At 70.0% G+C, this 22,573-nt stretch carries 21 protein-coding genes and 2 pseudogenes; 22 read left to right on the top strand and 1 reads right to left on the bottom strand.

Annotation, left to right across the window (positions count from 1 at the left end; translation table 11 throughout):
* Window positions 1-34: 34 nt before the first annotated feature.
* The 5 genes from OHA19_RS11690 (at window position 35) to ftsH (ending at window position 8,132) form a co-directional block, all read left to right on the top strand.
* Window positions 35-1,387: an ammonium transporter gene (locus OHA19_RS11690; RefSeq protein WP_405716850.1), complete on the top strand. Its 1,353-nt coding sequence runs from the start codon at window positions 35-37 to the stop codon at window positions 1,385-1,387.
* Window positions 1,384-1,722 carry a P-II family nitrogen regulator gene (locus OHA19_RS11685; RefSeq protein ID WP_405716851.1) on the top strand — a complete coding sequence of 113 codons (339 nt, stop codon included), beginning with the start codon at window positions 1,384-1,386 and terminating at the stop codon, window positions 1,720-1,722. Before OHA19_RS11690 ends, OHA19_RS11685 begins: the two co-directional genes overlap by 4 nt.
* 129 nt (window positions 1,723-1,851) lie before the next feature.
* Window positions 1,852-4,305 carry a [protein-PII] uridylyltransferase gene (locus OHA19_RS11680; RefSeq protein ID WP_405750174.1) on the top strand — a complete coding sequence of 818 codons (2,454 nt, stop codon included), beginning with the start codon at window positions 1,852-1,854 and terminating at the stop codon, window positions 4,303-4,305.
* Between the two features lie 125 nt (window positions 4,306-4,430).
* Window positions 4,431-5,978 carry a signal recognition particle protein gene (ffh, locus tag OHA19_RS11675; RefSeq protein WP_405716853.1) on the top strand — a complete coding sequence of 516 codons (1,548 nt, stop codon included), beginning with the start codon at window positions 4,431-4,433 and terminating at the stop codon, window positions 5,976-5,978.
* A gap of 240 nt (window positions 5,979-6,218) precedes the next feature.
* Window positions 6,219-8,132: an ATP-dependent zinc metalloprotease FtsH gene (gene ftsH / locus OHA19_RS11670; protein ID WP_405716854.1), complete on the top strand. Its 1,914-nt coding sequence runs from the start codon at window positions 6,219-6,221 to the stop codon at window positions 8,130-8,132.
* Between the two features lie 68 nt (window positions 8,133-8,200).
* Here ftsH and OHA19_RS11665 read toward each other — a convergent pair whose 3' ends face one another.
* Window positions 8,201-9,061 (bottom strand): class I SAM-dependent methyltransferase, encoded by an 861-nt coding sequence (locus OHA19_RS11665; protein ID WP_405716855.1) that lies wholly within the window; start codon window positions 9,059-9,061, stop codon window positions 8,201-8,203.
* 237 nt (window positions 9,062-9,298) lie between these two features.
* Here OHA19_RS11665 and proS point away from each other — a divergent pair, with 237 nt between their 5' ends.
* From proS to OHA19_RS11580, 17 genes and pseudogenes are all read left to right on the top strand, one after another.
* The gene (proS, locus tag OHA19_RS11660) at window positions 9,299-10,714 is read left to right on the top strand and encodes a proline--tRNA ligase (protein ID WP_405750171.1); all 1,416 of its coding nucleotides are present in this window, start codon (window positions 9,299-9,301) and stop codon (window positions 10,712-10,714) included.
* 204 nt (window positions 10,715-10,918) lie between these two features.
* The gene (locus OHA19_RS11655; protein WP_185298247.1) at window positions 10,919-11,512 is read left to right on the top strand and encodes a hypothetical protein; all 594 of its coding nucleotides are present in this window, start codon (window positions 10,919-10,921) and stop codon (window positions 11,510-11,512) included.
* A 157-nt stretch (window positions 11,513-11,669) separates the two neighbouring features.
* Window positions 11,670-12,113 carry a 30S ribosomal protein S16 gene (gene rpsP / locus OHA19_RS11650; RefSeq protein WP_093545055.1) on the top strand — a complete coding sequence of 148 codons (444 nt, stop codon included), beginning with the start codon at window positions 11,670-11,672 and terminating at the stop codon, window positions 12,111-12,113.
* 2 nt (window positions 12,114-12,115) lie between these two features.
* The gene (locus OHA19_RS11645) at window positions 12,116-12,355 is read left to right on the top strand and encodes an RNA-binding protein (RefSeq protein ID WP_005311361.1); all 240 of its coding nucleotides are present in this window, start codon (window positions 12,116-12,118) and stop codon (window positions 12,353-12,355) included.
* Window positions 12,356-12,434: 79 nt separating this feature from the next.
* A complete protein-coding gene (gene rimM / locus OHA19_RS11640; RefSeq protein ID WP_405716857.1) occupies window positions 12,435-13,028 on the top strand; it encodes a ribosome maturation factor RimM in 594 nt (197 codons plus the stop codon).
* Complete coding sequence (gene trmD, locus OHA19_RS11635) at window positions 13,028-13,849, top strand: tRNA (guanosine(37)-N1)-methyltransferase TrmD (RefSeq protein ID WP_351254827.1); 822 nt, start codon at window positions 13,028-13,030, stop codon at window positions 13,847-13,849. Before rimM ends, trmD begins: the two co-directional genes overlap by 1 nt.
* Before the next feature lie 127 nt (window positions 13,850-13,976).
* Window positions 13,977-14,327: a 50S ribosomal protein L19 gene (rplS, locus tag OHA19_RS11630; RefSeq protein WP_072487231.1), complete on the top strand. Its 351-nt coding sequence runs from the start codon at window positions 13,977-13,979 to the stop codon at window positions 14,325-14,327.
* Window positions 14,328-14,372: 45 nt separating this feature from the next.
* On the top strand, window positions 14,373-15,143 hold the full coding sequence (gene lepB, locus OHA19_RS11625) for a signal peptidase I (protein ID WP_405750169.1): 771 nt from the start codon (window positions 14,373-14,375) through the stop codon (window positions 15,141-15,143).
* Window positions 15,136-16,121, top strand: a pseudogene (gene lepB / locus OHA19_RS11620) (signal peptidase I). Before lepB (OHA19_RS11625) ends, lepB (OHA19_RS11620) begins: the two are co-directional and overlap by 8 nt.
* Window positions 16,093-16,989 carry a signal peptidase I gene (lepB, locus tag OHA19_RS11615; RefSeq protein WP_405721906.1) on the top strand — a complete coding sequence of 299 codons (897 nt, stop codon included), beginning with the start codon at window positions 16,093-16,095 and terminating at the stop codon, window positions 16,987-16,989. Before lepB (OHA19_RS11620) ends, lepB (OHA19_RS11615) begins: the two are co-directional and overlap by 29 nt.
* Before the next feature lie 326 nt (window positions 16,990-17,315).
* A complete protein-coding gene (gene lepB, locus OHA19_RS11610) occupies window positions 17,316-18,269 on the top strand; it encodes a signal peptidase I (protein WP_405753240.1) in 954 nt (317 codons plus the stop codon).
* A 51-nt stretch (window positions 18,270-18,320) separates the two neighbouring features.
* Entirely contained in the window at window positions 18,321-19,070 is a 750-nt protein-coding gene (gene lepB, locus OHA19_RS11605; RefSeq protein WP_405716859.1) for a signal peptidase I, read from the top strand.
* On the top strand, window positions 19,060-19,548 hold the full coding sequence (locus tag OHA19_RS11600) for an NUDIX hydrolase (RefSeq protein WP_405716860.1): 489 nt from the start codon (window positions 19,060-19,062) through the stop codon (window positions 19,546-19,548). Before lepB (OHA19_RS11605) ends, OHA19_RS11600 begins: the two co-directional genes overlap by 11 nt.
* Window positions 19,549-19,612: 64 nt before the next feature.
* A complete protein-coding gene (locus OHA19_RS11595; protein WP_003965949.1) occupies window positions 19,613-19,921 on the top strand; it encodes a DUF2469 domain-containing protein in 309 nt (102 codons plus the stop codon).
* A gap of 137 nt (window positions 19,922-20,058) precedes the next feature.
* On the top strand, window positions 20,059-20,418 hold the full coding sequence (locus OHA19_RS11590) for a YraN family protein (RefSeq protein WP_356481852.1): 360 nt from the start codon (window positions 20,059-20,061) through the stop codon (window positions 20,416-20,418).
* Window positions 20,418-21,416, top strand: a pseudogene (locus OHA19_RS11585) (YifB family Mg chelatase-like AAA ATPase); the annotation flags it as partial. The gene OHA19_RS11590 and the pseudogene OHA19_RS11585, both read left to right, overlap by 1 nt.
* A gap of 224 nt (window positions 21,417-21,640) precedes the next feature.
* Complete coding sequence (locus OHA19_RS11580) at window positions 21,641-22,558, top strand: hypothetical protein (RefSeq protein WP_405750166.1); 918 nt, start codon at window positions 21,641-21,643, stop codon at window positions 22,556-22,558.
* Window positions 22,559-22,573 lie beyond the last annotated feature (15 nt).

The following is a 22,573-nucleotide window of genomic DNA, read 5'->3' as shown; positions in this document are numbered from 1 at the left end:
CGCACGCGGCCGCACCGACGACGAGGAGACGCCGATGCCCCCAGGCATCACGACGCTTGCCGCAGACACCCCGACCCTGTCTGCCGCCAATACCGGGTTCATGCTGATCTGCTCCGCCCTGGTGATGCTGATGACCCCGGCCCTCGCCTTCTTCTACGGAGGCATGGTCCGCGTCAAGAGCACCCTCAACATGCTGATGATGAGCTTCATCAGCCTCGGGATCGTCACGATCCTGTGGGTGCTCTTCGGGTTCAGCCTCGCCTTCGGCACCGACATCGGCTCCGTCGTCGGCTGGAGCTCGGACTACCTCGGACTCAGCGGGATCGGGGTCACCCAGCTCTGGGACGGCTACACGATCCCGGTCTTTGTATTCGCCGTCTTCCAGCTGATGTTCGCCGTGCTCACCCCGGCGCTGATCAGCGGTGCCCTCGCCGACCGGGTCAAGTTCACCTCGTGGGCCCTGTTCATCACGCTCTGGGTCACCGTCGTATACTTCCCCGTCGCCCACTGGGTCTGGGGCGCGGGCGGCTGGCTCTTCGAGATGGGCGTCATCGACTTCGCGGGCGGTACGGCCGTCCACATCAACGCCGGTGCGGCGGCGCTCGGCGTGATCCTCGTCATCGGCAAGCGCGTCGGCTTCAAGAAGGACCCGATGCGGCCGCACAGCCTGCCGCTCGTCATGCTCGGCGCCGGTCTGCTCTGGTTCGGCTGGTTCGGCTTCAACGCCGGCTCGTGGCTCGGCAACGACGACGGCGTCGGCGCGGTGATGTTCGTCAACACCCAGGTGGCCACCGCCGCCGCGATGCTCGCCTGGCTCGGCTACGAGAAGCTCCGCCACGGCTCCTTCACCACTCTCGGAGCCGCCTCCGGCGCGGTCGCCGGACTCGTCGCCATCACGCCGTCCGGCGGCGCGGTCAGCCCGCTCGGCGCCATCGCGGTCGGCGCGATCGCCGGTGTGCTCTGCGCCATGGCAGTCGGCCTGAAGTACCGGTTCGGCTACGACGACTCGCTGGACGTGGTCGGCGTCCACCTCGTCGGCGGCATCGCGGGCTCCCTCCTCGTCGGCCTCTTCGCCACCGGAGGCGTCCAGTCCGACGCCAAGGGCCTCTTCTACGGCGGCGGCCTCGAACAGCTCGGCAAGCAGGCCGTCGGCGTTCTCGCCGTCCTCGCGTACTCTCTCGTCGCCTCCGCGATCCTGGCCTTCCTGCTGGACCGGACGATCGGGATGCGGGTCCCCGAGGACGACGAGATCTCCGGCATCGACCAGGTCGAACACGCCGAGACCGCGTACGACTTCAGCGGAGCGGGCGGCGGCGCGGCCCCGCGCACCGCGAGCTCCGCCCCGGGCAGCACGGCAGCAGCGAAGACGAAGAAGGTGGACGCATGAAGCTCATCACCGCGGTCGTGAAGCCACACCGGCTGGACGAGATCAAGGAGGCCCTCCAGGCCTTCGGGGTCCATGGCCTCACGGTCACCGAGGCCAGCGGATACGGACGTCAGCGCGGCCACACCGAGGTCTACCGGGGCGCCGAGTACACCGTCGACCTCGTACCCAAGATCCGGATCGAGGTCCTGGTCGAGGACGAGGACTCCGAACAGCTCATCGACATCGTCGTGAAGGCCGCCCGCACCGGCAAGATCGGCGACGGCAAGGTCTGGAGCGTGCCGGTCGAGACCGCGATCCGGGTACGGACGGGCGAACGCGGCCCGGACGCACTCTGACCGACGGTTCCGAAGGCCGGCGGTTCCGGAACACCGCCGGTTCCGATGGCCGACGGATCCGAAGCGCCGCCGGTCCCGAAGCGCCGCCGGTCCCGAAACGCCGACGGTCCCGAAACGAGAGGCAGCCGGGTGACGAGCACCGAGACCACCACCGAATCCGCAGACTCGGAACCCGGCGGCTACGCGGCGGCCCGGCTGCGCCTTCTCCAGGATGAGGCGCGGTCCGGGCCGCCGCGCCGCACGGCTCTCGCGTCGCTCACCGACGACTGGCTCACCGCGCTGTTCACCGCCGCCGCCCGGCAGACCGGTGTCCAGGGCGCCGCCCTGGTCGCCGTCGGCGGCTACGGACGCGGTGAACTCTCCCCGCGCAGCGATCTCGACCTGCTGCTCCTGCACGACGGGAACGCCGGTCCCGCGGCCGTCGCCGCCCTCGCCGACCGTGTCTGGTACCCGGTCTGGGACCTCGGCCTCGCCCTCGACCACTCCGTACGCACCCCCGCCGAGGCGCGCAGGACCGCGGCCGAGGACCTCAAGGTCCAGCTCGGGCTGCTCGACGCCCGGCCCGTCGCCGGGGACCTCGGGCTCGTCGCCGCGATGCGCACCGCGATCCTCGCCGACTGGCGCAACCAGGCCCCCAGACGCCTGCCCGCGCTCCATGAACTCTGCCGCGAACGCGCCGAACGCCAGGGCGAGCTGCAATTCCTCCTCGAACCCGACCTCAAGGAGGCACGCGGCGGACTTCGGGACGCCACCGCGCTGCGCGCCGTCGCCGCGTCCTGGGTCGCCGACGCCCCCCGCGAAGGGCTCGCCGAAGCCCGCCGGGTCCTCCTCGACGCCCGGGACGCCCTCCACCTCACCACCGGCCGGGCCACCGACCGCCTCGCCCTCCAGGAACAGGACCAGGTCGCGGACGCCCTCGGGATCCTCGACGCGGACACTCTGCTCCGCCAGGTCTACGAGGCCGCCCGCACCATCTCGTACGCCACCGACGTCACCTGGCGCGAGGTCGACCGCGTCCTGCGCGCCCGGTCCGCGCGCCCCCGGCTGCGCGCGATCCTCGGCGGCAGGACGGCCGCCCCGGAACGCACCCCGCTCGCCGAGGGCGTCGTCGAGGCCGACGGCGAAGTGGTCCTCGCCCGCACCGCCCGCCCCGAACGCGACCCCGCCCTCGTGCTGCGCGCCGCCGCCGCAGCCGCCCAGTCCGAGCTCCCGCTCTCCCGCCATGTCGTACGCAGGCTCGCCACCTCCGCGCCCCCGCTGCCGGTGCCCTGGCCCGCCGAGGCCCGCGAGGAACTCGTCACCCTCCTCGGCGCCGGCGAGGCCACCGTCCGCGTCTGGGAGGCGCTCGAAGCCGAAGGGCTCATCACCCGGCTGCTCCCGGACTGGGAACGCGTCCGCTGCCGCCCCCAGCGCAACCCCGTCCACACCTGGACCGTCGACCGCCACCTCGTCGAAGCGGCCGTCCGCGCCTGTGCCCTCACCCGCCGCGTCGGCCGCCCCGACCTGCTCCTGGTCGCCGCGCTGCTGCACGACATCGGCAAGGGCTGGCCGGGCGACCACTCCGTCGCCGGTGAGGTGATCGCCCGGGACACGGCCGCCCGGATCGGCTTCGACCAGCACGACGTGGGCGTCATCGCCACCCTCGTACGCCATCACCTGCTGCTCGTCGAGACCGCCACCCGTCGTGACCTCGACGACCCGGCGACCGTCCGCTCGGTCGCCGACGCGGTCAGGAGCGCCACGACCCTGGAGCTCCTGCACGCGCTCACCGAGGCCGACGCGCTCGCCACCGGGCCCGCCGCATGGTCCTCCTGGCGGGCTTCCCTCGTCGCCGACCTGGTGGGGCGCGTCGCCGCCGTGCTCGCCGGCCGGGCCCCGCAGGATCCGGAACCCGCCGCACCCGGCGCCGAACAGGAACGCCTCGCCATCGAGGCCCTGCGCACCGGCGGCCCCGTCCTCGCGCTGCGCGCCCAGGCCGGGGCCCCGGACGAGGACGGCGAACCGGAGCCCGTCGGAGTCGAACTCCACATCGCCCTGCCCGACCGGCCCGGCGTACTGCCCGCGGCGGCGGGCGTCCTCGCCCTGCACCGCCTCACCGTGCGCGCCGCCGACCTGCGTGCCGTGGAACTTCCCACCGGACTGGGCGGCTCGGCGGACGTGCTGCTGCTCAGCTGGCGGGTCGCGGCCGAGTACGGCTCGCTGCCGCAGGCCGCCCGGCTCCGCGCCGATCTCGTGCGAGCCCTGGACGGCTCCCTGGACATCCGGGCCCGGCTCGCCGAACGCGAGGCCGCCTATCCGCGCCGCCGAGGGGTGAAGGCCCCGCCGCCGAGGGTGACCGTCGCGGCGGCCGGCTCCCGGCTGGCGACGGTGATCGAGGTGCGGGCCCAGGACGCCCCGGGGCTGCTGCACCGGATCGGCCGGGCGCTGGAACAGAGCGCGGTACGGGTGCGCAGCGCCCATGTGTCGACCCTGGGGGCGAACGCGGTGGACGCCTTCTACGTCACGGACACCGAGGGGAAGCCGCTGCCAGGGGAGCGGGCGCTCGCGGTGGCGGACGCGGTGGAGGCCGCTCTGCGGGCGTGACGCGGTGGCCACACGCCGTGGCCCGCACCCGGGATTTCCCGGGCAGGGGTCATCGTTTCTGCCGGGCCGGATACCCTGGGGTACCGAATCCTGTTTGCCCCCGACCCTGAGGACCGACGAGCGCCGTGTTCGATACTCTCTCCGACCGCCTTGCCGCGACTTTCAAGAACCTCAGGGGCAAGGGCCGCTTGTCCGAGGCGGACATCGACGCCACGGCTCGCGAGATCCGTATCGCCCTGCTCGAAGCGGATGTCGCGCTGCCCGTCGTCCGCGCCTTCATCGCCAACGTCAAGGAGCGGGCGCGCGGCGCCGAGGTCTCCCAGGCGCTGAACCCGGCCCAGCAGGTCGTCAAGATCGTCAACGAGGAGCTCGTCTCCATCCTCGGCGGCGAGACCCGGCGGCTGCGGTTCGCCAAGACCGCGCCCACCGTGATCATGCTCGCCGGTCTCCAGGGTGCCGGTAAGACCACCCTCGCCGGAAAGCTCGGCCTCTGGCTCAAGGGCCAGGGCCACTCCCCGCTGCTCGTCGCCTGTGACCTCCAGCGCCCCAACGCCGTCAACCAGCTCAGCGTCGTCGCCGACCGCGCCGGTGTCGCGGTGTACGCGCCCGAGCCGGGCAACGGCGTCGGTGACCCGGTCCAGGTCGCCAAGGACTCGATCGAGTTCGCCCGGTCCAAGCAGTACGACGTCGTCGTCGTCGACACCGCCGGCCGCCTCGGTATCGACCAGGAGCTGATGCAGCAGGCCGCGGACATCCGCGACGCCGTCAGCCCGGACGAGATCCTCTTCGTCGTCGACGCGATGATCGGCCAGGACGCGGTCAACACCGCCGAGGCCTTCCGTGACGGCGTCGGCTTCGACGGCGTGGTGCTCTCCAAGCTCGACGGTGACGCCCGCGGTGGTGCGGCGCTGTCGATCGCCCATGTCACGGGCAAGCAGATCATGTTCGCGTCGAACGGTGAGAAGCTCGACGAGTTCGACGCCTTCCACCCCGACCGCATGGCGTCCCGCATCCTCGACATGGGTGACCTGCTCACCCTGATCGAGCAGGCGGAGAAGACCTTCAGCCAGGAAGAGGCCGCCAAAATGGCCTCCAAGCTGGCGTCCAGCAAGGGCAAGGACTTCACGCTCGACGACTTCCTGGCCCAGATGGAGCAGGTCAGGAAGATGGGCTCCATCTCCAAGCTGCTCGGCATGCTGCCCGGCATGGGGCAGATCAAGGACCAGATCAACAACATCGACGAGCGCGACGTGGACCGCACCGCCGCGATCATCAAGTCGATGACCCCGAAGGAGCGCGCCGAGCCGACGATCATCAACGGCTCGCGCCGGGCCCGCATCGCCAAGGGCTCCGGTGTCGAGGTCAGCGCGGTGAAGAACCTGGTGGAGCGGTTCTTCGACGCCCGCAAGATGATGTCGAAGATGGCCCAGGGCGGCGGCATGCCGGGGATGCCCGGGATGCCGGGCATGGGCGGCGGCCCCGGCCGGCAGAAGAAGCAGGTCAAGCAGGCCAAGGGCAAGCGCAAGAGCGGCAACCCGATGAAGCGCAAGGCCGAGGAGCAGGCCGCGGCGGCCCGTCGGGAGCAGGCGGCGCAGGGCGGCGCGTTCGGCCTGCCGGCGCAGGAGGACAAGAACTTCGAGCTGCCGGACGAGTTCAAGAAGTTCATGGGCTGAGACCGGCCTCATGGCTGAAACGGCCCCGTGGCTGAACGGGCCGCGACGGCCCGGTGACGCCGAAGGGGGCGCCCGCTTTCCGGCGGGCGCCCCCTTCGGCGTGCACGGCCCCGGAGCGGCTGCCGCGGCCACGGCTGTCGTACGCAGTCCCCCCAAGGGCCCATCGGGCGGGCCCTGGGAGGGCTTTGTCCGCGTTCCTCCCTTACTGTCGCTTCAACGGCAGTCGGCAGAGGAGCGCGTGTGACCAACCCCGTACCTCCCCGCGACCGGACCGATCAGCCGTGGCGCTCCGAGGGCGCCCCACCGCCCCCGACACCCGGCCGGAAGATGCCGGGAGGCTGGGGCGGACTGCTGCTGACCGCGCTCGCCGTCTATCTGATCGCCAATCTGGTGCTGTCCTTCTTCAACGGGGAGGAGCAGCGGACGATCGCGTACACGGAGTTCAGCAAGCAGGTCACCTCGGGCAATGTCTCCAAGATCTACTCCAAGGGCGACGCCATCCAGGGGCAGCTCAAGAAGGAGGCGAAGGTCCCGGGGAGCGACGACAAGTACACGAAGTTCGTCACCCAGCGGCCGGCCTTCGCGGACGACAACCTCTGGGCCGAACTGGTCAAGGACGACGTCACGGTCACTGCCGAGCCGGTCGTCCAGCAGCGCAGCTTCCTCGCCAACCTGCTGATCTCGCTCGCGCCCATGCTGCTGCTCGTCCTGCTCTGGGTGTTCATCGCGCGGCGGATGTCCAGGGGCATGGGCGGCGGGATGGGCGGCTTCGGGCGCAAGGCCCCGCCCAAGCCCGTCGAGCTGGAGGACGGCAAGCGCACCACCTTCAAGGACGTTGCCGGGATCGACGAGGTCGAGGGCGAGCTCAATGACGTCGTGGACTTCCTGAAGAACCCGCAGGCGTACCGGAAGATGGGCGCCCGGATGCCCGGCGGGGTGCTGCTCGCGGGACCGCCCGGCACCGGCAAGACCCTGCTGGCGCGGGCCGTCGCCGGTGAGGCCGGGGTGCCGTTCTTCTCGGCGTCGGCCTCCGAGTTCATCGAGATGATCGTCGGCGTCGGCGCGAGCCGGGTGAGGGAACTCTTCGCGGAGGCGCGCAAGGTCGCCCCCGCCATCGTCTTCATCGATGAGATCGACACCATCGGCCGGGCCCGCGGCGGCGGCTCCGGCATGGGCGGCCACGACGAGCGCGAGCAGACGCTCAACCAGATCCTCACGGAGATGGACGGCTTCTCGGGCTCGGAGGGTGTCGTCGTGCTCGCCGCCACCAACCGCGCCGACGTGCTCGACCCCGCGCTCACCCGGCCCGGCCGCTTCGACCGGATCGTCCAGGTCAGCCCGCCGGACCGGAACGGCCGGGAGGCGATCCTGGAGATCCACACCCGGCAGATCCCGCTGGCCGAGGATGTGAACCTGGCCCAGGTGGCCGGTACGACCCCCGGAATGACCGGCGCGGATCTGGCCAACCTGGCCAACGAGGCCGCGCTCCTGGCGGTCAAGCGCAGGCAGTCCGAGGTCACCCAGCCCGACTTCTCGGACGCCCTGGAGAAGGTCCAGCTCGGCGCGGAACGCTCGCTGGTCATGTCCGACGAGGAACGCCGCAGGACCGCGTACCACGAGAGCGGCCACGCCCTGCTCGGCATGGTCCAGCCGGGCGCCGACCCGGTCCGCAAGGTCACCATCGTGCCGCGCGGCCGCGCCCTCGGCGTCACGCTCTCGACGCCGGACGCCGACAAGTACGCGTACACCGAGGAGTATCTGCGCGGCCGCATCGTCGGGGCGCTCGGCGGCATGGCGGCCGAACAGGTGGTCTTCGGCGTGATCACCACCGGCGCGGAGAGCGATCTGGAACAGGTCACCAGCCTGGCCCGCGGCATGGTCGGCCGCTGGGGCATGAGCCACAAGGTGGGCAGGCTGACAGCGATCCCGAGCGACGCCCAGCAGGCGTACGGACTGTCGGCGGCCCCCGCCACGCTCGACACGGTGGACGGCGAGATGCGGCGGATCGTCGACGAGTGCTACGAGGTGGCCTGCCGGCTGCTGCGCGAGAACCGGGACCGGCTGGACTCGCTCTCCGCCGCGCTTCTGGCGAACGAGACGCTGGACGAGGCCGAGGCCTACCGGGCGGCCGGCATCACCCGACTGGCCAAGTGACGACCACCCCGTGCGCGGGGCGGGTGCTCAGTTGGTGCACATGAGAGCGGTGCACATGAGACAGCCGCTCAGGTGGTGCACACGAGATAGCGGAAGACGTTCGGCATCCAGACCGTGCCGTCCCGGCGGCGGTGCGGACGGAGGGCCTGGGCGACCTCCTCCTCCACCTGGGCCCGGTCCGTGGCCCGCACCGCGGAGTCGAAGAGCCGGGTGGAGAGCAGCCCCCGCACCGCGCTGTCCGTGTCCGCGTAGCCGAACGGGCACGCCACCCGGCCCGAGCCGTCGGGATTCAGGCCGGCCCGGAACGCCAGCTCCTCCAGATCGTCCCGGCCCGACGGCCGCCAGCCGCCCTCGCGGGGGGCCGGGTCCCGGTCGGACAGCCGCCCGGCCACCCGCAGCACGGGCGCGGTCGCACAGCGCTCAGGCGGACCCCAGCCGGTGAGCACCACGGTGCTGCCCCGCGCGGCCAGCGGCACCGCGGACCGCAGCGCGGCCACCAGTCCCTCACCGTCGTCGGACGAGCAGCCGATCGGCGTGAACACGGTGATCAGGTTGTACGGCATGCCGTCGGACGGCCGGGCCCCGGACGGATCGCCCTCCAGGAGCCTGGGCTGTCCGGCGGGGGGACCGGCGTCGCTCCCCGGATCGGGCAGCAGCCGGGTCCGGGCGAGCGCCAGACGTTCGAGGTCGGTGTCCACGCCGGTGACGCGCGCGCCCCGGGCGGCCGCGATCAGCAGCGCGAGACCGGAGCCGCAGCCGAGGGAGAGCAGCCGGGTACGGGATCCCACTTCGAGCCGCTCGTACACCGCTTCGTACAGCGGTGCGAGCATCCGCTCCTGGATCTCGGCCCAGTCCCGGGCACGGTTGCCGGAGTCCGCTTGGGTGAACGTTTCCGCGTGGCTGTGATGCCGGACGAGCGTGGGTGTCATGGAAAGCGCCCCAATCCGCCGAGAGGTCGGCCGTGTCCGATCGGTAGTGCCCGAGTGGATGCCCCCGTGTGTACGCCCCCCGCTTCCCCCGTATGTCAGAGAACTGCGCATCCGCGTCCGCGTCCAGGGGGCCGATGGCAATGGTTGCGCGGAGCGGTCACGCGTCCGTGGCGAAGGCCTGTGGCACCGGGGCCCGTCGCCCCGCGCGGTGGGCGGTGTCGCCGTACGATGCGCGCCATGGCAAAGGCACCCGTTCTCACGCCCCAGGCCGAGGACTTTCCCCGCTGGTACCAGGATCTGATCAACAAGGCCGAACTCGCGGACAACGGCCCGGTGCGCGGCACCATGGTCATCCGGCCGTACGGATACAGCCTGTGGGAGCGGATGCAGCAGGAGATGGATGCCCGTATCAAACAGGCGGGCGCCCGGAACGCCTACTTCCCGCTCTTCATCCCCCAGTCTTACCTGACACGCGAGGCCGAGCACGTCGAGGGCTTCGCGCCCGAGCTCGCGGTGGTCACCCGGGGCGGCGGGAAGGAGCTCGAAGAGCCCGTGGTGGTGCGGCCGACCTCCGAGACGATCATCAACGAGTACTTCTCGAAGTGGGTGCAGAGCTACCGCGATCTGCCGCTCCTGATCAACCAGTGGGCGAACGTGGTGCGCTGGGAGATGCGCCCGCGGGTGTTCCTCCGCACGACGGAATTCCTCTGGCAGGAGGGCCACACCGCCCATGCCACCGACGAGGAGGCCCGGGACTTCGCCGCGTACATCCACCGCGAGGTCTACGCGGACTTCATGGTCAACGTGCTGGGCATCGATGTCGTCCTCGGCCGCAAGACCCCGGCCGAGCGGTTCGCCGGGGCCGTCAACACGCTCACCCTCGAAGCGATGATGCGGGACGGCAAGGCCCTCCAGATGGGTACGAGCCACGAGCTCGGCACCAATTTCGCCAAGGCGTTCCACACCCGCTACCTGTCCAGGGAGGGCCGGCAGGAGCTCGTCCGGCAGACCTCGTGGGGCTCCTCGACCCGGATGGTCGGCGGTCTGATCATGGCGCACGGCGACGACCACGGGCTCCGGGTTCCGCCGCGGCTCGCGCCCGTCCAGGCGGTCGTCCTCGCGGTCAAGGAGGACGAGGCCGTGCTGGGCGCGGTCCGGTCCGTCGCGGAGCGGCTGCGCGCGGCGGGGATCAGGACCGAGGTCGACGACCGCACCGACACCCCCTTCGGCCGCCGCGCGGTCGACTGGGAGCTGAAGGGGGTGCCGGTGCGGATCGAGATCGGACCGCGCGACCTGGCGGACGGCACGGCTACGCTGGCCCGGCGCATCCCCGGTGGGAAGGAGCCGGTCGCCGTCGCGGCCCTGCCCGCGCTGCTCCCGGCGGTTCTGGAGGAGGACCAGGCGGCGCTGCTGCGGGAGTCCCGGAGCAGGCGCGAGTCGGCCACCAGCGACGTCACATCCGTGGCGGAGGCCGTGGAGGCGGCGGCCGCGGGCGGCTGGGCGCGCATCGCCTGGTCGGCGCTCGGCCCGGCGGGGGAGGCCCGGCTCGCGGAGCACGGGGTGTCCGTACGGTGTCTGGTCGCCGGGGACGGGTCGGTGCCCGACGCGGACGACGAGCCCGGTACTGTCGCCCTGGTAGCACGCGCTTACTGACGCCCCACCCGCCCCACCCGCCGCCCCGGACGCCCGGGCGTACGCGTCGCTACGTACCACCTTGGTGCGAGCTGTGAGGCTTCTCCGCAGATCTGCGCACCCGCCCTCGTCGGGACGCATGCAAGGGCAACTGACTGGTACGTGCAAATTATTTGGGATGGCCCGGAATAGGAACACCGGGGCCCTCGCGCTCGTTGTCACGACGTGAGCACGACACCACCTGTACTTGCCGCAGAGCTGGCACAGGCGTGGGCCGACATTCAGCGGTACCACCCCGAGCTGCCGGATCTAGCCGCGCCCGAGTCCCTGATCGGAGAGTCCTCGTCCGCCTGCGGCGCCGAGCTCTCCTTCGAGCGACTGCTCCATGAGGCAGTCCACGGCATCGCCGCCGCGCGAGGCGTCCGCGACACTTCGCGCGCCGGCCGCTACCACAACCGCAGATTCCTCGCGATCGCCGAGGAGATGGGCCTCGACCATGCCGAGGAGCCCCACCCCAGCAGCGGCTTCTCGCTGGTCACCCTCAACCCCGAGGCCAAGCGCCGCTACCGTCCTACGATCGAGCGGCTGCAGCGCGCCCTCAAGGCGCACACGGTCGCCACCGCCGCCGACACCAAGCGTTCCTTCCGCGGGCCGGCCGCCCGGCACGGCTCCTCCGGCGGGGGCGTCCGCGTCAAGGCCGTCTGCGACTGCGGACGCAATGTGCGGGTCGTCCCGTCGGTCCTGGCGCAGGCGCCGATCGTCTGCGGGGGATGCGGAAAGCCCTTCCGCATCCCGGAAGCCGCGGTCGCGGTGGGGTGACCCGGCGCGGTGTGGCACAATGGCTAGCTGTACTCGACAGTCGCATAGGACCCCTCTCTCCTCCGGCTGACGCGTCCATCGGGCACCCGAGTACCGCAACCCCACGTGGCATCTTCGTTGTGCCCACCCACGTCATAGACCAGGAGACACCACTTCCGTGGCAGTCAAGATCAAGCTGAAGCGTCTGGGCAAGATCCGTTCGCCTCACTACCGCATCGTCGTCGCCGACTCCCGTACCCGCCGTGACGGCCGGGCCATCGAGGAGATCGGTCTGTACCACCCGGTGCAGAACCCCTCGCGCATCGAGGTCAACTCGGAGCGCGCGCAGTACTGGCTGTCCGTCGGCGCCCAGCCGACCGAGCCGGTTCTCGCGATCCTGAAGCTCACCGGCGACTGGCAGGCCCACAAGGGTCTCCCGGCCCCCGCGCCGCTGCTGCAGCCGGAGCCCAAGGCTGACAAGCGCGCCCTGTTCGAGGCCCTGACCAAGGACGGCGGCGACGAGTCCAAGGGCGAGGCCATCACGCAGAAGGCGAAGAAGGCCGACAAGAAGGCGGACGAGGCTGCTGACGCGGCTGCGCCCGCCGAGTCGACCGAGGCCTGAGCATGCTCGAGGAGGCTCTCGAGCACCTCGTGAAGGGCATCGTCGACAACCCTGACGATGTGCAGGTCGCCTCGCGCAACCTGCGCCGTGGTCGCGTGCTGGAGGTCCGGGTCCACCCCGACGACCTCGGCAAGGTGATCGGCCGCAACGGCCGCACCGCTCGCGCGCTGCGTACTGTCGTGGGCGCCATCGGCGGCCGTGGCATCCGCGTCGACCTCGTCGATGTGGATCAGGTTCGCTGACAGAGTTGAACACCGGCACGGGCCGGGGAGGGCCATGAGCCCGCCCCGGCCCGTCGTCGTATGACAGGAGAGACACAAGGTGCAGTTGGTAGTCGCGCGGATCGGCCGTGCCCATGGCATCAAGGGCGAGGTCACCGTCGAGGTCCGTACGGACGAGCCGGAGCTGCGGCTCGGGCCCGGGGCCGTGCTCGCCACCGAACCGGCCGGCGCCGGACCGCTGACGATCGAGACCGGCCGGGTGCACAGCGGACGGCTGCTGCTGCGCTTCGAGGGCGTGCGCGACCGTACGGCTGCCGAGGCCCTGCGCAACACGCTCCTGATCGCCGAGGTCGACCCGGCGGAACTCCCGGAGGATCCCGAGGAGTTCTACGACCATCAGCTGATGGACCTCGACGTGGTCCTCGCCGACGGCACCGAGATCGGCCGGATCACCGAGATCACGCACCTGCCGTCCCAGGACCTCTTCATCGTCGAGCGGCCGGACGGCAGCGAGGTGATGATCCCCTTCGTCGAGGAGATCGTCACCGAGATCGACCTGGCGGAGCAGCGCGCGGTGATCACCCCGCCGCCCGGCCTGATCGACGCCGACCAGGCCGTGATCGCCTCCGCCCGGGACGAAGAGGGCGGCGACGAGGGCGGCGACGAGGCTCCCGCCGGCGGGAGGGACGCCTGATGCGTCTCGACGTCGTCACGATCTTCCCGGAGTACCTGGAACCGCTGAACGTCTCCCTCGTCGGCAAGGCCCGCGCCCGCGGCCGCCTCGACGTCCATGTGCACGACCTGCGCGACTGGACGTACGACCGGCACAACACGGTCGACGACACCCCTTACGGCGGCGGCCCCGGCATGGTCATGAAGACCGAACCGTGGGGCGAGGCCCTGGACGACGCCCTGGCGGGCGGGTACGAGGCCGGAGCGCACTCCCCGGTGCTCGTGGTGCCCACGCCCAGCGGCCGCCCGTTCACCCAGGAGCTCGCCGTCGAGCTCTCCGAGCGGCCCTGGCTGATCTTCACGCCGGCCCGCTACGAGGGCATCGACCGACGGGTGATGGACGAGTACGCCACCCGGATGCCGGTCGTCGAGGTGTCCATCGGCGACTACGTACTGGCCGGCGGGGAAGCCGCCGTACTGGTGATCACCGAGGCGGTCGCCCGGCTGCTGCCCGGAGTGCTGGGCAACGCCGAATCGCACCGGGACGACTCCTTCGCCCCCGGTGCGATGGCCAATCTGCTGGAGGGACCCGTCTACACCAAGCCGCCCGAGTGGCGCGGCCGGGGCATCCCGGAAGTGCTGCTCAGCGGTCACCACGGGCGGATCGCCCGCTGGCGCCGGGACGAGGCGTTCCGTCGTACCGCCCTCAACCGGCCCGATCTGATCGAGCGCTGCGAGGCCGCGGGGTTCGACAAGAAGGACCGCGAGATGCTCTCCATCCTCGGCTGGGCACCGGAGCCCGGCGGCCGATTTTGGCGCAGGCCCGAGGCCGTGGAAGAATAGGCCGCTGCTGTACGTCCGGCGTACGCCCCTGCCACAGGGGGAACGACGTCCGCCCGACGCGATCAGCACCCCACTTCTCACTATCTCCCGTCGATGACCTGTGGCATCGGCGAAGAAAGCAGACAACATGGCTTCCCTGCTCGATGGCGTCAACGCCGCATCGCTGCGTACCGACATCCCGTCGTTCCGCCCCGGTGACACCGTCAACGTCCACGTCCGAGTGATCGAGGGCAACCGCTCCCGTATCCAGCAGTTCAAGGGCGTAGTCATCCGTCGCCAGGGTGCGGGCGTCAGCGAGACCTTCACGGTCCGCAAGGTCTCCTTCAGCGTCGGCGTCGAGCGCACCTTCCCGGTGCACAGCCCGATCTTCGAGAAGATCGAGCTCGTCACCCGTGGTGACGTCCGTCGCGCCAAGCTGTACTACCTCCGTGAGCTCCGCGGCAAGGCCGCGAAGATCAAGGAGAAGCGCGACAACTGAGCTGACTCCCAGGTCCACAGGTCGGCCGGATAGGCTCTGGCCCCGATGGACACGGAAGCAAAGCCCTCGGAGCGCGACCGCTCCTCCGCACCCGAAAAGGCGCCGGAGGAGGGGTCGCGCTCCTTGCGTATCCCGGAACCGCCGACCACCGTGATCTCCTGGCGACGGACCGCCGCGCTCGGTGCCGTCTGCGCGGTCTTCGTGCTGCTCCTGAGCAACTACGTGGTCCAGCCCTTCCTGATCCCCAGCGGCTCGATGGAGCCCACCCTGCGGGTGGGGGACCGGGTGCTGGTGAACAAGCTGGCCTATCGTTCCGGCTCCGTGCCGCGACGCGGCGACGTGGTGGTCTTTGACGGCACCGGATCCTTTGTGCAGGAGCCCCCGCAGGAGAATCCCGTCGCCGGTCTGATGCACTCGGTGGCCGCGTCCCTGGGCCTGACCGAGCCGGCCCAGACCGACTACGTGAAGCGGGTGGTGGGCGTCGGAGGCGACCGGGTCGTCTGCTGCGACAAGCGGGGGCGGATCGAGGTGAACGGCCGGCCGGTCGTCGAGGACTATCTGCATCACGGGGACGCGCCCTCCCAGGTCCGCTTCGACATCGTCGTGCCCGACGGCACGCTGTGGATGATGGGCGATCACCGCAGCAACTCGCGCGACTCGCGTGACCACCTGGGAGAGCCGGGCGGTGGCATGGTCCCGGTCGACATGGTGATCGGCAGGGTGGACTGGATCGGCTGGCCGCCGAGCCGGCTGGGCTCGCTGCCGGACAGCGCCGCCCTCGCCGCCGTACGGTCGTCGGGCGGGGGCCATGGGTAACCGCGGCCGCGGGCGGCGCCGGGCCGAACCCGGGGTGGCGCCGACGGCCGAGAACTCGCCTACCACCAGGGTGGAGCGGCGGAAACTGGCCCGCAGGGTCAAGCGGCGGCGGCGCGGGGCCGCGGTGGGGGAGATCCCGCTGCTCATCGTCGTGGCGCTGGTGATCGCGCTCGTGCTCAAGACGTTCCTGGTGCAGGCCTTCGTGATTCCCTCGGGGTCGATGGAGCAGACCATCCGGATCGGTGACCGGGTACTCGTGGACAAGCTGACGCCCTGGTTCGGATCCCGGCCGGAACGCGGCGATGTGGTCGTCTTCAAGGACCCGGGGGGCTGGCTGAAGCAGGAGAACGCCGACAAGAAGACCCCGCCGGTCGTCGTCAAGCAGGTGAAGGAGACGCTGACCTTCATCGGGCTGCTGCCCTCCGACGACGAACAGGACCTGATCAAGCGGGTGATCGCGGTCGGCGGGGACACCGTGAAGTGCTGCGGCAAGGACGGCCGGGTCACCGTCAACGGCGTACCGCTCGGCGAGCCCTACCTGTATCCCGGGAACCCTCCCTCCCTCATCAAATTCGAGGTAAAGGTTCCGCAGGGCCGGATCTTCGTGATGGGCGACCACCGGTCCGATTCGGCCGACTCGCGCTATCACCTGGACGAGCCGGGACACGGCACGGTGTCCGAGGGTGAGATCGTGGGACGGGCCGTGGTGATCGCCTGGCCCATCGGTCACTGGCGGAAGCTGGAAAAGCCGGCGACATTCGGCTCGGTCCCGGACGCGGGCGTCGGAGCGGCAGGCGCGTCGGGCTTGTCGAATAGTGTGTCGTCCGAGGATCTCAACGGAATGATCCCTCTCCCGACCCCTGCGGAACTCCCGCTCGTTATGGGAGTGGTGGGCCTGCACCGGCTCGGGCGCAGGCGTGGCACGGAGTGAGGAGTGGATGTGGGGGATTTGGCCGTCGGCGCACGATCCGGACGTGAGGAACCCGAGGACCGGCCGGACCGTTCGGGCCATGCCGAGTCCGCCGGGACGACGGGCCACGCCGGGAGTGACAGCGACACTCCGGACGGCGGCGGCACGGCCATGAAGAAGCCGCGCTCCTTCTGGAAGGAGCTGCCCCTGCTGATCGTCATCGCCCTGGTTCTCGCGCTGCTGATCAAGACGTTCCTGGTGCAGGCGTTCTCGATCCCCTCGGACTCGATGCAGAACACGCTCCAGCGGGGCGACCGGGTGCTGGTGGACAAGCTGACCCCCTGGTTCGGCTCGGAGCCCAAGCGCGGCGAGGTCGTGGTCTTCCACGACCCGGGCGGCTGGCTGGACGACACCGCGGAAGTCCATCCGAATGTGGTCCAGAAGTTCCTCAGCTTCATCGGACTGATGCCCTCCGCCGAGGAGAAGGACCTGATCAAGCGGGTCATCGCCATCGGCGGCGACACGGTGGAGTGCAGGGAGAACGGCCCTGTCGTGGTCAACGGCAAGGTCCTGGACGAGAAGTCGTTCATCTTCCCGGGCAACACCGCCTGCAACGACGAGCCGTTCGGCCCGATCCAGGTGCCCGAGGGCCGGATCTGGGTGATGGGCGACCACCGCCAGGACTCCCGGGACTCCCGCTACCACCAGGAACTGCCGGGCAACGGCACGGTCTCCAACGACGAGGTCGTCGGCCGGGCCATCGTGGTGGCGTGGCCGATCAACCGCTGGGCGACGCTGCCGGTCCCGAAGACCTTCGACCAGCCGGGCCTGGGTGCCGCGATGGCCATGGCGCCCAGTGCGATCGGTATCGCCGGGGCTGTGCCGATCGTGCTCTGGCGCAGGCGGGTCCGCCTGTCCTCCGAGCGGCGGAAGTGACTGACGGTACGCCATGACCCATGGTTCGCGTCGGTTCGGCGGCGCGGAGCGACGGCGTCGTGATCAGCGGAGCGATGGCGCTGTGATCAAGTGAACGGCAAGATCGAGTAAACACGGGTCGCTCGCCGGGTCTTCTCCATAGGATCCTGACGGCCGATCGGTGCATCTGCACGGGCGGCCCGGAGTGCCCGGCGGCCTGCGGGCGGCAAGGTTCGGAGAAGCGGTGGCCCTCAGGAACTCCCGTTCGTTGTTCGGGGCAGTGGGCCTTTGTACGGACAGGGTCCCGGAGCAGGCGGGGCGCATAGTGAGGACTGGATGTGAGTGACGTGGCTGCCGGTGCACGACCTGGACACGGAGACCCTGCGAAGGGGGCCGACCAGTCCGCTGATCCTGCCGTCGATCCGGTGGCCGATGCGGGACCCGATCCGGTGGCCGGCGCGTTGGCTGATCCGGGGGAGGCGCCGGATCCGGATGCACCCGCGGATGAGCAGGACCCGGACGGGGGTGGCAAGAAGGCGGCGAGGCAGCAGCGTCCCTTCTGGAAGGAGCTGCCCCTGCTGATCGTCGTCGCCCTGGTTCTCGCGCTGCTGATCAAGACGTTCCTGGTGCAGGCGTTCTCCATCCCCTCGGACTCGATGCAGAACACGCTCCAGCGGGGCGACCGGGTGCTGGTGGACAAGCTGACGCCATGGTTCGGCGGGGAGCCCGAGCGCGGTGAGGTGGTCGTCTTCCACGATCCGGACAACTGGCTCGCCGGGGAGCCGACCCCGGAGTCGAACGTGGTGCAGGACTTCCTGAGTTTCATCGGCCTGATGCCGTCGTCCAAGGAGAAGGACCTGATCAAGCGGACGATCGCGGTCGGTGGCGACACCGTGGAGTGCGCGAAGGGCGGTCCGGTCGAGGTCAACGGGAAGGCGCTCGACGAGCCGTACGTCTTCCCCGGCAACACGGCGTGCGACGACAAGCCCTTCGGCCCGGTCACGGTGCCCGAGGGCAAGATCTGGGTGATGGGCGACCACCGGCAGAACTCGCTGGATTCGCGCTATCACATGGACGAGGCCACCAAGGGCTTCGTGCCCGTCAAGGACGTCGTGGGGCGGGCCGTGGTGGTGGTGTGGCCGATCAACCACTGGGCGACGCTGTCGGTCCCGGACACCTTCGACCAGCCGGGGATCAACACGGCGGCGGGCCTGGCCCCGGGAGCACTCGGCATCGCGGGCGCGCTGCCTCTCGTACTGTGGCGCCGCAGGAGGCTGACCAGCGGGCGTACCGCCGGGTAGGGTGCCGACTCGGATCAGCGATTGTCGATCTCCGGAGTGGGGGACGCTGGGATGAGCGGACAAGGACGTACGGGTGACGGTCACGGCCGGCTCGGCAGCATGCTGTCGGGGCTGGCCGTGGCCGTCGGCTGTGTGCTCTTCCTCGGCGGGTTCGTCTGGGGAGCGGTGGTGTACAAGCCGTACACGGTGCCGACCCGGTCGATGACGCCGACGGTGAACTCCGGCGACCGGGTTCTCGCGCAGCGGATCGAGGGCAGCGAGGTCCGCCGCGGCGACGTGGTGGTCTTCACCGATCCGGCGTGGGGCGACATGCCGATGGTGAAGCGGGTCGTCGGGATCGGCGGCGACAAGATCGCCTGCTGCGAGAAGGGCGGCAGGCTCACGGTCAACGGCAAGCCCATTGACGAACCGTATCTGCGCGCCAAGGGCCTCGCCTCTGCGGAGAACTTCACGGCGGAGGTGCCCAAGGGGCAGCTTTTCCTGCTGGGTGATGAGCGCACCGCGTCCCTGGACTCCCGGGTCCATCTGGACGACGCGGGACAGGGCTCCGTCCCGCGCGACGCCGTGCAGGCCCGGGTGGACGCCATCGCCTGGCCGATGAACGGCATGGTCGAGCGTCCGGAGGCCTTCGCCGCGCTCCCCGGCGGGGTGTCGTCGCCCGGACCGCTGCGGTTGCAGCTCGCGGCCGTGCTCGTGGGCGTGGTGCTCATCCTGGGCGGTGCGGCTTACGGCCCGATCGCGGCACAGTTCGCGCGTTCGGCACGAAACAAGGCCGGAGAGGTACCCGCCGGTGCGCACTGAGAAGCGGAAGGTCGCCCGCGTGGTCCTCCTGGACCCCGAGGACCGGATCCTGCTGATGCACGGCTTCGAACCGGAGGATCCGGCGAGCACCTGGTGGTTCACCCCCGGCGGCGGCGTGGAGGGCGACGAGACCCGGGAGGAGGCCGTGCTGCGCGAGCTGGCGGAGGAGACCGGGATCACCGACGTCGAGCTGGGTCCGCTGCTCTGGCAGCGGATGTGCTCGTTCCCGTTCGACGGACGCCGCTGGGACCAGGACGAGTGGTATTTCCTGGCGCGTACGAGGCAGACCGCCACCGACACCAGTGGGCAGACCGGGCTGGAGCGGCGCAGCGTCGCGGGTCTGAGGTGGTGGACCTCCGCCGAACTGTCGGCGGCGCGTGAGACGGTGTACCCGACCAGGCTCGCCGAGTTGCTGCGCACGCTGCTCGATGAGGGTCCTCCGTGTTCGCCACTGGTTCTCGACCCCGAAATCGCCTAAGCGCCCAGGGGGCCCGGGGCCTGGCGCACAATGGGGGGACGCACGGCTGAAGGGGAACATGCCAATGAGCGCCGAGGACCTCGAAAAGTACGAGACCGAGATGGAGCTGAAGCTCTACCGGGAGTACCGAGATGTCGTCGGTCTGTTCAAATATGTGATCGAGACCGAACGGCGCTTCTACCTCACCAACGATTACGAGATGCAGGTGCACTCGGTTCAGGGCGAGGTGTTTTTCGAAGTATCGATGGCGGATGCCTGGGTCTGGGACATGTACCGGCCCGCGCGGTTCGTCAAGCAGGTACGGGTGCTGACGTTCAAGGACGTCAACATCGAGGAGCTCAACAAGAGCGATCTCGAACTTCCGGGCGGCTGAGCCCACCCCCGGGGGAGTCGATTCCCCGGTGATTCCCACTTCCGGGTGGCCGGGATATCCACAATGCCGGGGTTTTCCACCAAGATCCACCGATCGGGGCCGGACGCGTCAGAGTCGGTCCCGGAGGTGGTGCCGAAATGAACGCACGGGGGGCACTCGGGCGGTACGGCGAGGATCTGGCGGTGCGGCTGCTGGCCGAAGCCGGCATGTCCGTACTGGAACGGAACTGGCGCTGTCGCGCCGGTGAGATCGACATCGTCGCGATGGACGGCGACGCACTCGTGGTCTGCGAGGTGAAGACCCGCAGGGCGGGCGCGTTCGAGCATCCGATGGCGGCCGTCACACCGGTCAAGGCGGAGCGGCTGCGGCGGCTGGCCGGCATCTGGATCGACCGGCACGGCGGTCCGCCGCCCGGCGGGGTCCGGATCGACCTGGTCGGCGTGGTGCTGCCCAGGCGCGGAGCTCCTGTCGCCGAGCATGCGCGGGGGGTGGCCTGATGGGGTTCGCGCGGGCGTGCTCGGTGGCGCTCGTCGGCGTCGAGGGCGTGGTGGTGGAGGTCCAGGCGGACCTGGAGGCGGGGGTGGCCGCGTTCACCCTGGTGGGGCTGCCGGACAAGAGCCTGGTGGAGAGCCGGGACCGGGTCAGGGCCGCGGTGGTGAACTCGGGGGCCGAGTGGCCGCAGAAGAAACTCACGGTGGGGCTGTCACCTGCCTCGGTGCCGAAGGGCGGATCCGGGTTCGATCTTGCCGTCGCCTGTGCGGTGCTGGGCGCGGCGGAGCGGATCGATCCCGCGTCCATCGCCGATGTGGTGATGATCGGTGAGCTGGGGCTCGACGGCCGGGTGCGGCCGGTGCGCGGTGTACTGCCGGCCGTGCTCGCCGCGGCGGAGGCGGGGTATCGGCAGGTCGTCGTGCCCGAACAGACCGCGGGGGAGGCTGCGCTGGTCCCCGGGGTCTCCGTCCTCGGGGTACGGAGCCTGCGGCAGCTGATCGCGGTGCTCTGCGAGGAGCCGGTGCCCGACGAGCGGCAGGCGCACGACGAGGGGCGCCCCGACACCATGCTGGCCGGGCTGATGGTGCCCGGTGCGGGCATCGGCACCGGACTCGCCCGGGGGGCCGGGCAGGGCGACGGGAATCCGCCGGATCTCGCGGACGTGGCGGGGCAGGAGCGCCCCCGCCTGGCTCTGGAGGTCGCCGCGGCGGGCGGTCACCATCTGCTGCTCTCGGGACCGCCGGGCGCTGGCAAGACCATGCTGGCCGAGCGGCTGCCGGCCATCCTGCCGGAGCTGACCAGGAAGGAGTCCCTGGAAGTGACCGCGGTGCACTCGGTGGCGGGCATCTTGCCGCCGGGGGAACCGCTGGTCGCCCGGCCGCCCTACTGCGCGCCCCACCACTCGGCGACGATGCAGTCGCTGATCGGCGGGGGCAACGGACTGCCGAGGCCCGGTGCGGTCTCGCTGGCGCACCGGGGAATTCTCTTTTTTGAGTTTTCCGGCTGAGCCAGGCCGCAAAGGGGTGGTGACCTGCCGTCAAACGTACCGGACATGTCCGCGACGTTGAGGCAGGCAGCGCGTAGATCACCCGCACGGGGTAGGGCACAACACCACTTCGCGGGAACTAGTTCACGCGTTCGATTGTCGGCATACATGAAGCTCACGAGCTGGCACTCACTGTGGCCAACCCATGGATGTGGCGAGCGTTGCACCGTTAGAGTGCCCAAGTGATCAGAGAGCAGTGGAGCGGGGGCGAATGGGAGGTCTACTGCCGACGCCTCCTGTCGATGCGCTACGACTCGAACATTCAGTTCATTCCCGCCCGCGATGGCGGAGACGGCGGCCTGGAGGCCTTCCGGTTCGACGGGGTTGGCTATCAGTGCTATGTGCCGGAAGACGCTTACAGTCTGGAATCGCAGACAACTTCTCAGAAGCGCAAAATCACAAAAGATATCAAGCGTCTTTGTGACGACGTTGAGGGTACATGTCGCCTCCTTGGTGACGTGCGCTTGCATACTTGGGTCCTGATGACACCTGAGTTTGACAGCCGCTCACTGGTTGAGCATGCGCAGAAAAAGAAGAAAGACGTATCAGCCATCCTGCCGCGCCCGAAGTGGCTGGCTGATGATTTCAAGGTGTTGGTCATCACTGATGAAGAGTTCGCCGCTGAGCGAGCCCGGCTCGTCGGGCAGGTAGAAACTGAGCTTCATCTTGATGTCCCAGATCCGGACGAAACGCTATGGAATGCCGGCGAGGGCAACGAGATAGCTGACCGAGTCACCACCAAGCTCTCAGTGGTGCCTTCCCTCGCATCTGATCCAGAGTGGCTTAGCGACTACCGTGACGGGATGCTCAGGGTCTATTTCCGAGGTCAATCGCAGATGGAGCGTCTCAAGGTGGAGTACCCACCGCTTTATGCGGCGGTAGAGCGGAGGCTCAAGTCTGTCCTTAACACCTTGACGATGACTGTTTCCGCGATGGAGAAGCCCGGCACTGAAGTGATTGAGACCCTGGTGCGTAGGCTGGCGGACGGCCTCAAGAGTGATGCGCCAGGTCTATCCAATGTGCTTTGTGAGGAGATTGCTTGGCATGCGGTCTCCAGTTGGCTCATTCGCTGCCCGCTGCGCTTTAGGAGGGCGGCCTAATGTGGTCGACTCTCC

This window comes from Streptomyces sp. NBC_00012 (assembly GCF_045040875.1).
Lineage (GTDB): Bacteria > Actinomycetota > Actinomycetes > Streptomycetales > Streptomycetaceae > Streptomyces.
Note: the sequence above shows the minus strand (reverse complement) of the source record. Positions and strands in the feature narration are given on the sequence as shown.

What these genes read in the sequence shown, in the direction of transcription:
- OHA19_RS11665 (WP_405716855.1), bottom strand. Translation starts at nt 9,061, where the DNA reads ATGACACCCACGCTCGTCCGGCATCACAGCCACGCGGAAACGTTCACC.
- proS (WP_405750171.1), top strand. Translation starts at nt 9,299, where the DNA reads ATGGCAAAGGCACCCGTTCTCACGCCCCAGGCCGAGGACTTTCCCCGC.
- OHA19_RS11645 (WP_005311361.1), top strand. Translation starts at nt 12,116, where the DNA reads ATGCTCGAGGAGGCTCTCGAGCACCTCGTGAAGGGCATCGTCGACAAC.
- OHA19_RS11685 (WP_405716851.1), top strand. Translation starts at nt 1,384, where the DNA reads ATGAAGCTCATCACCGCGGTCGTGAAGCCACACCGGCTGGACGAGATC.
- OHA19_RS11590 (WP_356481852.1), top strand. Translation starts at nt 20,059, where the DNA reads ATGAACGCACGGGGGGCACTCGGGCGGTACGGCGAGGATCTGGCGGTG.
- OHA19_RS11690 (WP_405716850.1), top strand. Translation starts at nt 35, where the DNA reads ATGCCCCCAGGCATCACGACGCTTGCCGCAGACACCCCGACCCTGTCT.
- trmD (WP_351254827.1), top strand. Translation starts at nt 13,028, where the DNA reads ATGCGTCTCGACGTCGTCACGATCTTCCCGGAGTACCTGGAACCGCTG.
- rplS (WP_072487231.1), top strand. Translation starts at nt 13,977, where the DNA reads ATGGCTTCCCTGCTCGATGGCGTCAACGCCGCATCGCTGCGTACCGAC.
- lepB (WP_405716859.1), top strand. Translation starts at nt 18,321, where the DNA reads ATGAGCGGACAAGGACGTACGGGTGACGGTCACGGCCGGCTCGGCAGC.
- lepB (WP_405750169.1), top strand. Translation starts at nt 14,373, where the DNA reads ATGGACACGGAAGCAAAGCCCTCGGAGCGCGACCGCTCCTCCGCACCC.
- OHA19_RS11595 (WP_003965949.1), top strand. Translation starts at nt 19,613, where the DNA reads ATGAGCGCCGAGGACCTCGAAAAGTACGAGACCGAGATGGAGCTGAAG.